Source organism: Comamonas sp. FG99 (assembly GCF_057808605.1).
Genome location: NZ_JBMDII010000054.1, coordinates 14,585 through 30,144, shown reverse-complemented (window position 1 = coordinate 30,144; position 15,560 = coordinate 14,585). Strand labels below are relative to the sequence as shown.

The window sequence follows — 15,560 nt, the reverse complement described above, 5'->3', positions numbered from 1 at the left end:
CACGCCCCTTGGACGGCATTACCATCGTTTCGCTGGAACACGCGGTGGCGGCGCCCTTTTGCACGCGCCAGCTGGCCGACCTGGGTGCGCGCGTCATCAAGGTCGAGCGTCCGGGCAGCGGCGACTTCGCCCGCGGCTACGACGGGCGGGTGCGGGGCCAGTCCTCGCACTTCACCTGGCTCAACCGCAACAAGGAAAGCCTGGCGCTGGACCTGAAGAACCCGGTGGCGCTCAAGGCCCTCAAGCAACTGCTGGCCGATGCCGACGTGCTGGTGCAGAACCTGGCGCCCGGCGCCGCCGCGCGCATGGGCCTGTCGTACGAGGCGCTGAAGGCGCTGAACCCGCGCCTCATCGTCTGCGACATCAGCGGCTATGGCGCCGACGGCCCCTACCGCGACAAGAAGGCCTACGACCTGCTGATCCAGAGCGAGGCGGGCTTTCTCTCGGTCACCGGCACGCCCGAGACGCCGAGCAAATCCGGCATCTCGGTGGCCGACATCGCCGCCGGCATGTATGCCTACACCAATGTTCTGTCGGCGCTGCTGCTGCGCGGCAGGACTGGCGCGGGCAGCCACATCGACGTCTCCATGCTCGAAGCCATGGGCGAGTGGATGGGCTACCCGCTGTACTACGCCTTTGATGGCGCGCCGCCGCCGCCGCGCACCGGCGCCTCGCACGCCAGCATCTACCCCTATGGCCCGTTCGTGGCTGGCGACGGTGGCACCGTGATGCTGGGGCTGCAAAACGAGCGCGAATGGAAGGCCTTTTGCGACAAGGTGCTGATGGCGCCCGAGCTGGCCGCCGACCCGCGCTTTGACAGCAATGCCCGGCGCAACGAGAACCGCGCGGCGCTGCAGGCCGAGATCCTGCGCATCTTCGCCAGCCTGAGCGCCGCGCAGCTGGTGCGGCGGCTGGACGAGGCTGGCATTGCCAACGCGCGCGTCAACGACATGGCCGAGCTGTGGCAGCACCCGCAGCTGCAGGCGCGCAAGCGCTGGCGCAGCGTGGCCACGCCGGTGGGCGAGGTGGCGGCGCTGCTGCCGCCGGGCGTGAACAGCGCCTACGACTACCGCATGGACCCGGTGCCCGCCGTCGGCGAGCACACGCGCTCCATCCTGGCCGAACTCGGGCTGTCCGATGCCGACCTGGCGCAGATCGACAAACCCTCCGACTTCTGAGAACCACCCATGACCGCGAGAGAGCCCTTCATGAACGCAACCGCCACCACCGCCGCTGCCCAACTGGCCCGCTTTGCGGCCGAGCTGCAGTTCAGCGACATCCCCGAGCCGGTGCTGCAAAAGACCGAAGACCTGTGGATAGACTGGTTCGGCTCGGCCGTGGCCGGCCACAACGCGCGGCCGGTGCAGTGCATTACCCGCTTCGCGCTGGCCATGGGGCCGCAGCAGGGCCCCAGCGAGGTGATAGGCGAGGCGCGCACCACCAGCCCCTATGCGGCGGCCATGGCCAATGCCGCCGCCTCGCACGTGGTGGAGCAGGACGACGTGCACAACGGCTCGGTCTTCCACCCGGCCACCGTGGTGTTTTCGCCGGCGGTGGCGGTGGCGCAGGCGCTGGACGCTTCTGGCAAGGATTTGCTCACCGCCGTGGTCGCGGGCTACGAGGTGGGCATCCGCGTGGGCGAATTCCTCGGCCGCTCGCACTACCGCATCTTCCACACCACCGGCACCGCGGGCACGCTGGCCGCCGCCGCCGCCGTGGGCCGCCTGCTGGGGCTTGATGCGCAGCAGATGCTGCATGCCTTCGGCTCGGCCGGCACCCAGTCGGCCGGCCTGTGGGAGTTTTTGCGCACCGCCGCCGACAGCAAGCAGCTGCACACCGCCCACGCCGCCGGCGCGGGCCTGATGGCGGCTTACCTGGCCCAGGACGGCTTCACCGGCGCGGCCGACATCTTCTGCGGCCCGCAGGGCATGGCGGCAGGCATGTCCACCGATGCCAACCCGGCCAAGCTGACGGACGGTTTGGGCACGCGCTGGGCCACCGCCGAAACCTCGTTCAAATGGCATGCCTCGTGCCGCCACACCCATCCCGCGGCCGATGCGCTGCTGCAGGTGATGCAGCTGAACCAGCTGCGGGCCGGCGACATCGCCCGGGTGGTCACCCATGTGCACCAGGGCGCGATCGATGTGCTCGGCCCGGTGGTCGACCCGAGCACCGTGCACCAGAGCAAGTTCTCGATGGGCACGGTGCTGGCGCTGGCCGCGCGCCACGGCTTTGCCGGCCTGACCGAGTTCGACAACGACTTCCGCGCCGACGCCACCATGGCGCTGCGCGACAAGGTCAGCATGGAGCTGGACCCCGAGGTGGACGGCGCCTACCCGCAGCGCTGGATCGGCAAGGTCACCGTCACCACCAATGACGGCCGCGTCTTCAAGGGCCGGGTGGACGAGCCCAAGGGCGACCCCGGCAACACGCTCTCGCGCGCCGAGCTCACCGACAAGGCGCTGCGCCTGGGGGCATTCAGCAATGCCGTATCCGACGAGCGCATGAAAAAATCGCTGGACGCGGCGTGGCAGCTGCGCGACTGGCCCAGCGTCGGCCGCCTGCTGGCAGACTGAGCCCCCAGATCAACCAAGGAGACAAGATATGCAAAAACGTTGGCGCCGATGGGGCCTGGCCCTGTTTGCCGGGCTGTCCGCCGTGGGCCTGCACCTGAACGCCCCCGCCGAGACCTTTCCCTCCAAGCCGGTGGTCCTGGTGGTGCCGTACTCGGCCGGCGGCCCCACCGACGTGGTGGCGCGCCTGCTGGCGGTGCCGATGGGCCAGTCGCTGGGGCAGACCGTGATCGTCGAGAACACCGTGGGCGCGGGCGGTACGCTGGCGCCGGCGCGCATCGTGCGCTCCAAGCCCGACGGCTACACCATCCTGATCCACCACATGGGCATGGCCACCGCGCCCGCGCTGTACAAGAAGCTGCCCTACGACCCGCTCAAGGACTTCGAGTACATCGGCCAGGTGCTCGACGTGCCCATGACCCTGCTGTCGCGCAGGGACTTCCCGCCGAACACCCTGCCCGAGCTGCTCGACTACCTCAAGAAGAACCAGGACAAGGTCTCCATGGCCCATGCCGGCACCGGCGCGGTGTCGCAGCTGTGCGGCCTGCTGTTCATGCACCAGGTGGGCCTCAAGCTCACCACCGTGCCCTACAAGGGCGCCGGCCCGGCGATGAACGACCTGATGGGCGGCCAGGTCGACCTGCTGTGCGACCAGACCACGCAGACCGTGCCGGTGATCCAGGACGGCAAGCGCGCCAAGGTCTTCGGCGTGACCACGCTCAAGCGCCTGTCCACGCTGCCCGACATCCCCACGCTGGACGAGCAAGGCCTCAAGGGCTTTGACGTGAAGGTCTGGCACGGCATGTACGCGCCCAAGGGCACGCCGCCCGAGGCCATCGCCAAGCTCAACCAGGCGCTGAACGTGGCGCTGAAGGACGAGCATGTGAAAAAGCGCATCGCCGAGCTCAGCTCCGACCTGGCCACCCCCGACAAGGCCACGCCCGCATCGCTGAAGCAGCAGCTCACCTCCGAGGTGCAGCGCTGGGCCAAGGTGATGCGCGAGGCCGGTGTAGAGAAGCAGTAGAGAATCCATGAGTACTGACACCCATCCGCTGGCCACCGCCGCATCCTGGCTGTTCGTTCCCGCCACGCGCCCCGAGCGCATCGCCAAGGCCCTGGCCAGCGGCGCCGATGCGGTCATCGTCGACCTGGAAGACGCGGTGGCTCCGCAGGACAAGCCCGCCGCGCGCGCTGCCCTGGCGCAGGCCATCGCCGCGCTGGCGGGCGCCGAGCGCGCGCGCATCCTGGTGCGCATCAACGGCGGCGGCACCGAATGGTTCGCGCAGGACCTGCAGGCGGTGCAGGCCCTGGTGGCCCAGGGCTGTGCCGGCGCCATGCTGCCCAAGGCCGAGGACGCGCAGACCCTGGCCCGGGTGCGGGCCGGGCTGGGCGCGGCCGGCGTGATCGTGCCCATCATCGAATCGGTGGCCGGGCTCGACGCCATCGACGCGGTGGCGCACAGCCCCGGCGTGCTGCGCCTGGCCTTCGGCCACCTCGACTTCCAGGTCGATGCCGGCATGGCCTGCGCCGGCGACGAGGCCGAGCTGGTGCCGGTGCGCCTGGCGGTGGTGCTGGCCTCGCGCCGCGCCCGGCTGCCCGCGCCCATCGACGGCGTGAGCGTCAACACCCAGGACGCCACCGTGGTGCGCGCCGATGCCGAGCGCAGCCTGCGCGGCGGCTTTGGCGGCAAGCTGTGCATCCACCCGATGCAGCCGGCCCAGGTCAACGCCGCGTTCGCGCCCACCGAGGCCCAGGTGCAGTCCGCCCGGCAGGTACTCGATGCCTTCGAGGCGGCCAAGGGCGGCGTCTGCGTGGTGAACGGCCGCATGGTGGATGCGCCGGTCATCCACCTGGCGCGCAAGACCTTGCAGCGCCATGCCATCGCCAGCGCACGCGGCGGCTGACGAGCCCCGCAGCCCGGATGCCGGTAGCAATGCACTATTGCAATCTATTGTTAAATTGAACGAATATCAGTTTTTCAATAGATAAATAAAAACTATATTTCCTCCAATATCTATACGGAGGTCATATGGCGAAGGCAGGTGTCGGTGCACGGTTGCCAGCGTGGAAAGCCTGGAGCCTGGGGCTGGTGCTTGCCTGCGCCGGCACCGGCCTGCACGCGGCGGAGATCACGGTGGCGGCGGGCTCCCAGTATTTTGCGAACTGGGCTTTCAGCGACATCAATCCCAATGGGAAGGCGGAGGAGCTCACGCTGGCCGCCGGCCAGACGGTCAGCGGCACCCTGGATGGAAAGCCGCTGGACTGGTCCGTCATCACCGCCGTGGCGGCGGACGATGCCGGCATATTCAGCACCGGCTACAACGCCTTCGGCACCAGCCTGCCCAGCGATATCGGCATCAGCAATGCCTGGAGCTCGCCGGCAACCGGCCAGGGCTACCTCAGCAAGGGGCATGCCGCCTTCTCCTCGGCGACGCCGTGGCGCAGCGGCACCACCTTCTTCTTTCAGGACGTGGATAACGGCGAGGTGGCGGATTTCAGGTTCTACGACTGCGCGGGCAACCAGGTGGACGCCGGCGATTTCGATTTCCTGAAGATCTCCACCACCAACACCCCGATCCACTCGCTGCAGGGAGCCGCGCCGGCCAGGTACTGGCAGGTCTCGGCGCCTGCCCCGCAGGACTCGAACACGGTCAATGGCATCGTCATCCGCTCGGCCGAGGTGTGCAAGGTCGACATCCAGGGAACGCGCCCGGCCAATGGCGGCAGCATCAACTACTTCATGGGCGTGCTGGCGAATGTGGTGCCGGTGGCCGTGCCTGCGGTCACCGGCACCACCACCGTGGGCTCCACGGTGAGCGGCAGCTACACCTACTCCGATTCGGAGAGCGACCCCGAAGACACCACGGCCGGCGGCACGCAGTACAAGTTCGTGACCAGCCCGAACGCGAGCATCGCCAGCTCGGCCGATGGCACGACCGTGGCATCCGGCGCCACCGGCGGCGCGGGCGCCAGCGTCGCCTACACCCTGCAGTCCGGTGATCTGAACCAGTACCTGTTCTACTGCGTCACGCCCGCGGCCTCGTCGGGCGCGAGCCCCGGCCTGGAAGCCTGCACGCCCGCCGCCGGCCCGGTGACGGACAAGCCGGCGCCGCCGGTCACAACCGCGCCGCAACCGGTACCGTCGCTGTCCGCATTCTCGGTCGCGGGGCTGGGGGCATTGATGCTGGCGCTGTTTGGCTGGGTGGGCCGGCGCAGAGCCGGCCGGCACTGAGCCCGGGGGGCGGCGGCCCGGCCTGCTCCACGCTTGCAGGGCTTCTGGCAGCGCGTAGACTGGCGGCTGCTTGACCCCAGGAGTCCGCGATGAACAACCAAGCCCCCGCACCCATTTCCTACCCCAGCCGCGTCGCCGATGTCGGCGGCATCCCGGTGCTGCGCGCACTGCCCACCAAGGGCCGGCGCATGGTGGGCGCCTGGTGCTTTCTCGACCATGCGGGGCCGGCGCATTTCGAATCCGGCCCGGGCATGCAGGTCGGCCCGCATCCGCATACCTGCCTGCAGACCTTCACCTGGATGATCCGCGGCGAGGTGCTGCACCGCGACAGCCTGGGCAGCGAGCAGGTGATCCGCCCCGGCCAGGTGAACCTGATGACCGCCGGCCGCGGCATCGCCCATTCCGAGGAGAGCCTGGGCCATCCCGACTTCCACGCGGTGCAGCTGTGGATCGCGCTGCCGCGCGAAGAGCGCTTCATGGAGCCGCGCTTCCAGCACTATCCGGTGCTGCCGCAGATGCAGGAGCAGGGGCTGGCGATGACCGTGCTGGCGGGCGAGTGGCTGGGCCAGGCCTCGCCGGCGCAGGTGCACAGCCCGCTGGTGGCGGTGGACATGCACGCGGACAGCGCCGCCACGGCCACGCTGGCGCTGCGGCCCGATTTCGAATACGCGATCCTGTGCCTGCAGGGCCAGGTGCAGGCCGGGGGCCAGACGGCCTCGCCCGAATCGCTGCTGTACCTGGCGCCGGGGCGCGGCGGCATCACCGTGCAGGCCTCGGCCGGCAGCCGCTTCTTCCTGCTCGGCGGCACGCCCTACGACGGCGACATCGTGATGTGGTGGAACTTCGTCGGCCAAGACGGCGACGAGATCCGCGAATTCCGCGAGCGCTGGGAGCGCCGCGAGGGCTATGGCGCACCGGTGGCCTCGCCGCTGCCCAGCCTGGTTGCGCCGAGCATGGACGGACTGCACCTGCGCGCCGCCAGCCAGGAAAGGCCGCAGGCCCGCTGAGCGATGAAGCTGAGCTGGATCGAGGCTTTCCTGGCCGTGGCCAACGAGCGCCATTTCGGCAAGGCCGCCGAGTCGCTGCACCGCACGCAGCCGCCCATCAGCCGGCAGGTGCGCCTGCTCGAAGAGTTCCTGGGCGTGAGCCTGTTCGAGCGCGACAAGCACTCGGTGGAGCTCACCGCCGCCGGCCTGGCCTTCCAGCAGCATGCCGAGGCCGGCATGGCGCAGCTGCAGCAGGCCGTCTGGGAGGCCAGGCGCACCCGGCAGCCGGGCCGCGATGCGCTTCGGCTGGGCGCGACGAATTCGGTGCTGCTGGGCGTGCTGGCCTCGATGCTGTCGCGCTACCAGCGCCGGCATCCGTCGCTGACCATCGACGTGGTGCTCGAAAACAAGTCCCAGCAGATCGCCTCGCTGCTGCAGGAGCGCATCGATTTCGCCATTGTCCGCTCGCTGCCCGAGGAGCCCGCGCTGGCATCGACCCTGCTGCTGGAGGAGCCGATCTCGGTGGCGCTGCATGCCAACCACCCGCTGACCACGCACGCCCAGATCGAGTTGCAGCAGCTGGAGCATGAGAGCTTCATCATGTACCGGGGCAAGTCCAAGCGCAGTGTGGCCGACCTGCTGGTGCAGTTCTGCGAGTCGGCTGGCTTCACGCCGCGGATCGCCAGCGAGACTGACGAGATGCAGACCAGCGCGATGCTGGTGTCGCTGAACCGCGGGGTGGCGCTGGTCGCGTCGTCCATGCAGAACATGTCGATCCCGGGCATCGTCTACCGCCCGGTCGCGATCCATGGCCGGCAGATCCGCATGCCGTTGTACATCGTGGGCAGAAAGCACACCCATTCGCCGGTGGCGCAGGACTTCCTGAAGTCCGCCATCCAGTACTGCAGCTAGCCGGCATCACTCGGGGCTGATGCCCAGCTTCTGGATGATGCCGCCCCAGGCCTTGCTGTCCTGCGCCAGCCGGTCGCGGAAGGCGGCGCGCCTGGTCTTCAGCGGGTCGATATGGATGGCGGCGAAGCGCTTTTTCACCTCGTCCGCGTCCAGCGCCTGGTTCACCGCATCGGCCAGCTGGGCCACCGCAGCCTCGCCTTGGCTGGCGGGCGCCAGCAGGCCGTACCACCAATCCACCTGGTAGCCGGGCACGCCGGCCTCGGCGATCGTGGGCAGTTGCGGAAACGACGCGCTGCGCTGCGTGGTGGCGGTGGCCAGCGCGCGCAGCTTGCCTTCGCGGATCATCTGCGACGATGAGGTGGAGCTGTCGAACATCAGCTGGATGCGGCCGCCGATCAGGTCGGTGATCGCCGGCGCCGAGCCCTTGTAGGGCACATGCTTGAGCGTGATGCCCGCCATCGCGGCGAACAGCGCCGCCGTCAGGTGCAGCGAGGTGCCGACCCCGGCCGAGCCATAGGTCACCTCGCCCGGATGCGCCTTGGCATAGGCGATCAGCTCGGCCAGCGAGTGAAACGGCGACGCCGCCGGCACCACCACCAGGTTCGGGACCAGCGCGATGGTGGCGATGGGCTGGAAATCCTTGAGTGGATCGAAGGGCAGGGCCTTGTTCAGGTAGGGGTAGATCACATGCCCCATGGCGGTCATCAGCAGCGTGTGCTCGTCCTTGGCGCGCAGCACCGCCTCGGTGCCGATCACGCCGCCCGCGCCCGGCCGGTTGTCGATGATCACCGGCTTGCCCAGCGATTTCTCCAGGTAGGGCGCGACGATGCGCATCATCGCGTCGATCGCGCCGCCGGGTGGAAAGGGCACCACGACCCGCAGCGTGCGGCTGGGCCAGGCCGGCTGTGCCAGGGCCGGCGCCGCCAGCCCGAGCCCGCCCAGGGCGGTGGCCGCCATGCCCAGCGATAGTTGTCTCCTGTTGATCATTGCCTTGCCTTTCATGCTTGCATGGTGATCAGCGCATCGACGGCGATGGCGCTGTCTTTCGAAAGAATGACGGGGTTGATGTCGATCTCCGCCATCCACGGGTTCTGCTGGATCAGGTGCGAGATGCGCACCACCTGGTCGGCGAAGCGGCCGATGTTCGCCGGCTCGAAGCCGCGGTAGCCCTGCAGCAGCGGGGCCAGCTGCAGCTGCGCGAGCTGCTCCAGCACCTCCTGGCGCGGCACCGGCGCCAGGCTTACCGCCACGTTCTTGAGCAGTTCCACCAGCACGCCGCCGAAGCCATAGACCACCAGGGGGCCGAAGTCGGGGTCCACGCGCGCGCCGATGATCATCTCGATGCCGGTGGGCACCATGCGCTGCACCGACAGCTGCACCTGCCCCAGCTCGGGATGGTGCTGCCGGCAGGCCTGCAGCACCTGGGCGCAGGCGGCGCGGACCGCGCCGGCATCGGCCAGGCCGAGCTGGACGGCGCCTATGTCCGACTTGTGCGCGATGAACTCGGACTCGGCCTTCACCACCACCGGGTAGCCCATGGCATCGGCGGCCTGCACCGCCGCCTCGGCGCCGGACACGACCGCGCCCCGGCAGGTGTCGATGCCCACGCGGCTGAGCAGCTGCTTCGACTCCTCCTCGGACAGCTGGGCCGAGCGGCGCGGCGCGCTGGCGCGGGGCACGGCCACGTCGGGCGCCGGCGGCTGCGGCTGCTGCGCCTGCCGCAGCCATTGCGCCCGGGCGCGCGCATAGCCGAACCAGGCCCGGTACGCGGCCATGCACCGGTCCAGCGAGCGGAAGGTCGCCATGGTGGGGCAGGCGTCGTAGATGTCCGAGCCTATGCCCTGGTGCCATTCGTTGATCCAGACCAGCGACATCGGAACGGGCAGCGTAGCGCACAGCCCGGTGATGGCCCGGGCCCGCTCGGCCGCGGCCGCGCCGTGGGCCGACGGCATCAGCACCACGATGCTGGCGAAGGCCGGGTCGCGCGCGAAGATCTCGATGCACTCCTGGTACATGCGCTGGTCGCGGATCGACTCGGCGGTGATGTCCGCCGGGTTGGCGATCGCCGCAAAGCCGGGCAGGCGCCGGGCCAGCGCGCTGCGCGTGTCGCCGTGCAGCGCGGGCAGCGCCAGGCCGTACTCGGCGGACTTGTCCGCGGCCATCACCACCGAGCCGCCCGAGCCGGAGATGATGCCTATGCCTTCGCCGGCGGGCGCCACCCGGCCGAAGACGCTGAAGAAGACCGCGGTCTCCAGCAGCGACTCGAAGCTGTTGACCGTGATCACGCCGTTGCGCTGGAACATGGCGCGGTAGGCCTGCGCGCTGCCGGCCAGCATGCCCGAATGCGACAGCGCCGCCTGGCGGCCCGCGTCGGTGGTGCCGATCTTGTAGGCCACGACCGGCTTGCCCTGCTCGAAGGCGCGGCGCAGCGCGCGCGACAGCTTGTGGGCGTCGGGCACGCTTTCGAACAGCAGCGCGATGCATTGGGTCTGGGGGTCGTCCACCAGGTAGTCGATCACCTCCGCCAGATCGACATCGGCGGAATTGCCCACCGAGATCAGCTTGCCGAAGCCCACGCCGCGGTGCATGGCCTGCAGCACCACATAGCCCAGCGCGCCGCTCTGGCCCGCGACGGAGACGCCGCCCGGGTGCATCGGTAGCTCGGCGATGCTGGGCAGGATATTGCAGGCCGCGCCCGAGGCCACGTTGACGAAGCCCGTGCAGTTGGGGCCCAGCACGCGGATATCCAGCTCCCGCGCCAGCGCCTGCAGCGCGGCCTGGCGCCCGCGCCCCGCGTCGTCTGCGGTATCGGCAAAGCCCGAGGAAAAGACCACCGCGTACTTGCAGCCGCTGGCCGCGGCGTCGCGCAGCACCGCCTCCACCATGTCGGCCGCCACCGCGATGCCCACGCAATCGGGGGGCTGCGGCAGCGCCGCCAGGCTGGGAAAGCAGGGCACGCCCGCGACCTCGCGGTAGGCGGGGTTGACTGCGTACACCGTGCCCCGGTAGTGCGTGGCGAGGTTCCTGAGGACCGCGCCGCCAAAAGAGCCGGGCTTGGGCGAGGCGCCCACCACGGCGATGCTCCGGGGGTTGAACAATTGCTCCAATGCGTTCATCGTCGGCTCCTGCTCAGACCCAGGCCCGCTTGAGCCAGCGGCCGCCGTCCACCGTCATGTCGCAGCCGGTGATGAAGCTGCCGGCCTCCGAGCACAGGAAGGCCACCGACTGGGCGATGTCGCCGGTGGTGCCGAACTTGTCCAGGCACAGGCGCTCCAGCTCTTTCTCGGCCAGGCCGCGCTCCTCGTAGAGCCGCTTGACCCCCTCGGTGTCGCCGATGGGCCCGGGCAGGATGTTGTTGACGCGTATGCCGTGCGGCCCCCATTCGATGGCCAGGCTGCGGGTGAGCGCGGTCACGCCCGCCTTGGCCGAGGCCGCATGGGCGCTGCCGGGCCAGCCCGACACGCCCTGGGCCAGCGTGATGTTGACCACGCGCCCGCCCCAGGGCGAGGCCTTCAGCGCCTCGAAGGCGGCATGGCAGTAGTTGAAGGTGCCGTTCAGGTCGATGTCGATCACCGCCTTCCAGCCATTGGGCGTCAGCTGCTCGAAGGGGCAGTGGAAATTGCCGGCCGCGTTGTTCACCAGGATGTCGATGCGGCCCTGGGCGGCGGCCACCTTGCGCACCGCCTCCTGGGTGGCGGCGTGGTCGCGCACGTCGGCCGCGTGGACCTCGATGGCGCCCAGCTCCTGCCGCGCGGCCTGCAGTTTCTGGGCGTCGCGCCCGACGATGTGCACCTGGGCTCCCAGGCGGTGCAGCAGGGCGGCGATGCCCTTGCCGATGCCGGAGCTGCCGCCGGTGACGAGTGCGGTCCTGCCCGCCAGTAGATGAGTCTTGAATACGTGGCCGGTGTCTTCCATGCCTTTGCCCTGGTGGTTGGTATGCCATCGAATCTACCGGGCTGCTGCCGGCGGGGCATTCAATCTGGGGCGGTGGTGATTCAAAACCGGTATCACCAGCGGGTGGCGCAGCGGGAAAGGCCAAAAAAGAACCGCCCCGTGGGGCGGCTGGTTCTGGGGGGCGCTATCGGCTCATTCGTCGGCCGATGCGGCCAGCCGGATGGAGTCGCGGTTGTTCTTGTCGCGCATCTTGGCCAGGTCGGTTTCCAGTGCGTGCTGCAGCTTTTCCAGGGCGCCGCTGAAGGCCTGGGCCACTTTCTCGGCCTCGGCGTTCACCGCCAGCGGCTGGCGACCCGCGGGGCGCGTCTCCAGCACGCAGCGCTTGCCCTTGCCGCCGCTCTTCAGTGCATCCACGTCGGTCAGGAAGACATCCACACGGGTGAGGTGCTCGCGAAAGCGCGACAGCTTGCCGCCGACTTCTTCCTGCACCCAATGGGCGAGCGATTCGCCGCCTTGCACATGGTCATCCGCGTGTACTTGAACTTGCATAGATGGGCTCCTTTCACGGTCGCTAGAGAGGCCGCCGGCGGCGGCAGGTGGATGCCCCATGCTAACCCGCATTCGCCGCGGCAACCGCATTCCCCCACCAATATCAGTGAAACCCCTGTAACAGATCAAACCGGGCTGCATCGGTACTGCCCGGACGTCAGGCAAAACAGCCGGTGTGGGCGCAACCGGTGGCCGGCGGGCAGCGCGGGGTGCTCGAAGTCGCGCGCCGGCACGTGCTCCATGCCCAGGCGCCGCATCACGGCCTGGGAGCGCAGGTTGTCCACCGCGGTGAAGGCCACGATTTCTTGCAGCTGCAACCGCTCGAAACCCACCTGCAGCGCAGCCCGCGCGGCCTCGGTGGCCAGGCCCTGGCCCCAGGCATCGCGCACCAGGCGCCAGCCGATCTCCACGCAGGGCGCGCAGGGCAGCTCGGGACTCGGCGTGTGCAGGCCCACGAAGCCCAGGAATCGGCTGTCGGCCAGCCGCTCAACGGCCCAGAATCCCCAGCCGCGCTGGGCTATGAGTTCACGGATCCGCTGCGCCAGGGCGTCGCTCTGCGCCTGTGACAGCGGGCCGACCAGGTACTCCACCACCTGTGCATCGGCGTTCAGCGCGGCGAAGGCGGGCAGGTCCTCGTCGCGCCACTGCCGCAGCTGCAGCCGCGGCGTGCGCGGCTCGATCAGCTCAATGGTGGTGTCCATGCGCGCCGTGGATATGGCGGTGGGCGATCTCTTCGGGCGTGGCGGCGCGCACCTCCAGCACCTTGGCGGCGAAGCGCAGCGCCTGGCCGGCCAGCGGGTGGTTGCCGTCCAGGTGCACCTCGGGGCCCTTGATCTTCTTGACGTGGTAGATCTGGGGTTCGCCCTGGTCGTTGGCGCCGCGCAGCTGGCCGCCGACCTTTACGCCGGGCGGGAACTCGCTCTTGGGGATGACCCGTACCAGGCTTTCGTCGCGCGCGCCGAAGGCATCCTCCACCGCCAGCTCGACGGTGGTGGCAAAGCCCTTGGCCTGGCCGTCGAGCGCGGCCTCGACCTTGGGGAACAGGTTGTCGTAGCCGCCGTGCAGGTAGGCGATGGTGTCCTGGTCCAGCAGCTTGCCCTGCGCGTCGGTGATCTTGTACTGCACCGTGACGGCGCTGTCTTTGGAGATGTTCATGGAAAACCGTTGCTTGGAAAAATGCCAAGTGTAGGTGTTGCCGTGTGGCATGCTTGGCGGCGAAAGGAAATCACCATGCAGACACCCACCAATACCTTCAAGGCGGCGCTGGCCGCGAGCCGGCCGCAGATCGGGCTGTGGCTGGGCATGGGCCATGCCTTTTGCGCCGAGATCTGCGCCGGCGCGGGCTTCGACTGGCTGCTGATCGACGGCGAGCATGGCCCCAACGACACGCTGAGCGTGCTGCCGCAGCTGCAGGCGATCGCCGCCTACCCGGGCAGCCATGCCGTCGCCCGCATTCCCATGGGGCACGGCCATGTCGGCGAGATGCTGATCAAGCAGTACCTGGATCTGGGCGTGCAGACCCTGCTGGTGCCGATGGTGGACACGGCCGAGCAGGCGGCGCGGATCGTGCGCGCCGCGCGCTATCCGCAGAATGACGGGCGCGGCGGCATCCGCGGCATGGCCGGCTCGCGCGCCGGCGCCTGGGGGCGGCGCGCCAACTACGTGCACGAGGCGAATGCGCAGGTCTGCATCCTGGTGCAGGCCGAGACCCGCACCGCGCTGGACAGCCTGGATGCGATCGCGCAGGTCGAGGGCGTGGACGGCGTCTTCATCGGGCCGGCCGACCTGTCGGCCTCGATGGGGCATGTGGGCGATGCGGGGCACCCCGAGGTGCAGGCCGCGATCGAGCAGGCGATCGCCCGCATCCGCGCCGCGGGCAAGGCCGCCGGCATCCTGACCTCGGACGAGGCCCAGGCCCGGCGCTACCTGGAGCTGGGCTGTGCCTTCGTGGCCGTGGGCCAGGACACCGGCCTGCTGGCCCGCGCCACCAGCGCGCTGGCGGCGCGCTTCAAGCAGACGGGCGCGGAGATGGCGAAGAGCCTGGTCTACTGAATCAGACCACCGTGGACAGCGCCAGCGTGCCCAGCAGCGCGACGATGGAGATGATGGTCTCCAGCACCGTCCAGGTCTGGAAGGTCTGCGGCACCGTGAGGTTGAAGTACTCCTTCACCAGCCAGAAGCCGCCGTCGTTCACATGCGACAGGATCAGCGAGCCGGCGCCGGTGGCCAGCACCATCAGCTCGGGCCGCACGGCCACGCCCGAGGCCGCGGCGATGGGCGCGACGATGCCGCAGGCGGTGGTCATGGCGACGGTGGCCGAGCCGGTGGCGATGCGGATCATCACCGCCACCACCCAGCCCAGCAGCAGCGGCGACAGGTGCGCCGCGTTGGCCACGCCGATGATGGCGTTGGACACGCCCGAGTCGCGCAGGATCTGGCCGAAGCCGCCGCCCGCGCCCACGACCAGGGTGATGCCGGCGATGGGCGCCAGGCACTCGTTGGTGAACTTGAGGATCTGCTCGCGCGAGAAGCCGCGCGCCTTGCCGAAGGTGAAGAAGCTCACCAGCGCGGCGATCAAGAGCGCCATCACCGAGTTGCCGGCGAACTTGAGGATGTCGTTGGCCAGCGACTTGGGGGTGGTGAACAGGTCGGCCCAGCTGCCGATCAGCATCAGCACCACGGGCAGCAGGATGGTGAACAGCGTGATGCCGAAGCCCGGCAGCTCGCGCGGCTGGCGGTCCTGCTCGACGAATTCCTTCTCCAGCGGATTGTTCGGATCGGCCACCACCACGCGCGAGATCAGCTTGGCGAACACCGGGCCGGCCAGGATGGCGGTGGGGATGCCCACGATCAGCGCGTACAGGATGGTCTTGCCGATGTCGGCCTGGTAGGCGGTCACCGCCAGCAGCGCGGCCGGGTGCGGCGGGATCAGGCCGTGCACCACCGACAGGCCGGCCACCATGGGCAGGCCCACCATCAGGATGGGCGTGCCGGTGCGCTTGGCCACGTTGAAGGCGATCGGGATCAGCAGCACGAAGCCCACCTCGAAGAACACCGGCAGGCCGATGATGAAGGCGATCACCAGCATCGCCCAGTGCGCATTCTTCTCGCCGAAGGCATCGATCAGCGTTCGGGCGATGCGCTCGGCGCCACCGGATTCGGCCATCATCTTGCCGAGCATGGTGCCCAGGCCCACGACCAGGCCGATGTGGCCGAGCGTGCCGCCCACCCCGGTCTCGAAGGCCTTGACGATGCCGCCCATGGGCATGCCGACGGCGGCGCCCAGCGCGAGCGAGACCACGATCAGCGTGACGAAGGGGTTGAGCTTTTGCACCGCGATCAGGTAGATCAGCGCGACCACGGCCAGCGCGGCCGCCAGCAGCAGGGAGTTGCCTTGTAGTGGTGTCATTTTGG

15 protein-coding genes are annotated in these 15,560 nt (G+C 69.3%); 8 read left to right on the top strand and 7 right to left on the bottom strand.

Translation table 11 applies throughout. From position 1 onward, the window contains the following. The 7 genes from ACODRX_RS24040 to ACODRX_RS24010 form a co-directional block, all read left to right on the top strand. Positions 1 to 1,178 (top strand): CaiB/BaiF CoA transferase family protein (locus tag ACODRX_RS24040; RefSeq protein WP_488874068.1); only part of this gene is annotated, 1,178 nt, incomplete at its 5' end. A 9-nt stretch (positions 1,179 to 1,187) separates the two neighbouring features. Beyond that, the gene (locus ACODRX_RS24035) at positions 1,188 to 2,576 is read left to right on the top strand and encodes an MmgE/PrpD family protein (protein ID WP_488874067.1); all 1,389 of its coding nucleotides are present in this window, start codon (positions 1,188 to 1,190) and stop codon (positions 2,574 to 2,576) included. A gap of 28 nt (positions 2,577 to 2,604) precedes the next feature. Next, positions 2,605 to 3,597, top strand: coding sequence for a tripartite tricarboxylate transporter substrate-binding protein (locus tag ACODRX_RS24030; protein ID WP_488874066.1), 993 nt, complete (start codon positions 2,605 to 2,607; stop codon positions 3,595 to 3,597). A gap of 7 nt (positions 3,598 to 3,604) precedes the next feature. Beyond that, positions 3,605 to 4,477 carry an HpcH/HpaI aldolase/citrate lyase family protein gene (locus tag ACODRX_RS24025; RefSeq protein WP_488874065.1) on the top strand — a complete coding sequence of 291 codons (873 nt, stop codon included), beginning with the start codon at positions 3,605 to 3,607 and terminating at the stop codon, positions 4,475 to 4,477. 125 nt (positions 4,478 to 4,602) lie between these two features. Then, positions 4,603 to 5,805, top strand: coding sequence for a hypothetical protein (locus ACODRX_RS24020; RefSeq protein ID WP_488874064.1), 1,203 nt, complete (start codon positions 4,603 to 4,605; stop codon positions 5,803 to 5,805). Positions 5,806 to 5,894: 89 nt separating this feature from the next. Next, on the top strand, positions 5,895 to 6,812 hold the full coding sequence (locus tag ACODRX_RS24015) for a pirin family protein (protein ID WP_488874063.1): 918 nt from the start codon (positions 5,895 to 5,897) through the stop codon (positions 6,810 to 6,812). A 3-nt stretch (positions 6,813 to 6,815) separates the two neighbouring features. After that, positions 6,816 to 7,703: a LysR family transcriptional regulator gene (locus ACODRX_RS24010; RefSeq protein ID WP_488874062.1), complete on the top strand. Its 888-nt coding sequence runs from the start codon at positions 6,816 to 6,818 to the stop codon at positions 7,701 to 7,703. Positions 7,704 to 7,709: 6 nt separating this feature from the next. On the opposite strand, the gene ACODRX_RS24005 is transcribed toward ACODRX_RS24010, so the two are convergent. From ACODRX_RS24005 to ACODRX_RS23980, 6 genes are all read right to left on the bottom strand, one after another. Then, positions 7,710 to 8,690 (bottom strand): Bug family tripartite tricarboxylate transporter substrate binding protein, encoded by a 981-nt coding sequence (locus ACODRX_RS24005; RefSeq protein WP_488874061.1) that lies wholly within the window; start codon positions 8,688 to 8,690, stop codon positions 7,710 to 7,712. A gap of 11 nt (positions 8,691 to 8,701) precedes the next feature. Continuing rightward, entirely contained in the window at positions 8,702 to 10,819 is a 2,118-nt protein-coding gene (locus ACODRX_RS24000) for an acetate--CoA ligase family protein (protein ID WP_488874060.1), read from the bottom strand. Positions 10,820 to 10,832: 13 nt separating this feature from the next. Beyond that, positions 10,833 to 11,618: an SDR family oxidoreductase gene (locus tag ACODRX_RS23995; protein WP_488874059.1), complete on the bottom strand. Its 786-nt coding sequence runs from the start codon at positions 11,616 to 11,618 to the stop codon at positions 10,833 to 10,835. Positions 11,619 to 11,789: 171 nt separating this feature from the next. Beyond that, positions 11,790 to 12,146 carry an HPF/RaiA family ribosome-associated protein gene (locus tag ACODRX_RS23990; protein ID WP_488874058.1) on the bottom strand — a complete coding sequence of 119 codons (357 nt, stop codon included), beginning with the start codon at positions 12,144 to 12,146 and terminating at the stop codon, positions 11,790 to 11,792. A 125-nt stretch (positions 12,147 to 12,271) separates the two neighbouring features. Next, complete coding sequence (locus ACODRX_RS23985) at positions 12,272 to 12,847, bottom strand: GNAT family N-acetyltransferase (RefSeq protein ID WP_488874057.1); 576 nt, start codon at positions 12,845 to 12,847, stop codon at positions 12,272 to 12,274. Beyond that, a complete protein-coding gene (locus ACODRX_RS23980; protein WP_488874056.1) occupies positions 12,831 to 13,301 on the bottom strand; it encodes an FKBP-type peptidyl-prolyl cis-trans isomerase in 471 nt (156 codons plus the stop codon). The genes ACODRX_RS23985 and ACODRX_RS23980 overlap by 17 nt, the downstream gene beginning before the upstream one ends. A 75-nt stretch (positions 13,302 to 13,376) precedes the next feature. Between ACODRX_RS23980 and ACODRX_RS23975 the strand changes: the two genes are divergently transcribed. Beyond that, positions 13,377 to 14,198, top strand: a complete 822-nt coding sequence (locus ACODRX_RS23975) for an aldolase/citrate lyase family protein (RefSeq protein ID WP_488874055.1) — start codon at positions 13,377 to 13,379, stop codon at positions 14,196 to 14,198. A 1-nt stretch (position 14,199) separates the two neighbouring features. Here ACODRX_RS23975 and ACODRX_RS23970 read toward each other — a convergent pair whose 3' ends face one another. Next, positions 14,200 to 15,555, bottom strand: coding sequence for a GntP family permease (locus tag ACODRX_RS23970; protein ID WP_488874054.1), 1,356 nt, complete (start codon positions 15,553 to 15,555; stop codon positions 14,200 to 14,202). Positions 15,556 to 15,560: the final 5 nt, after the last annotated feature.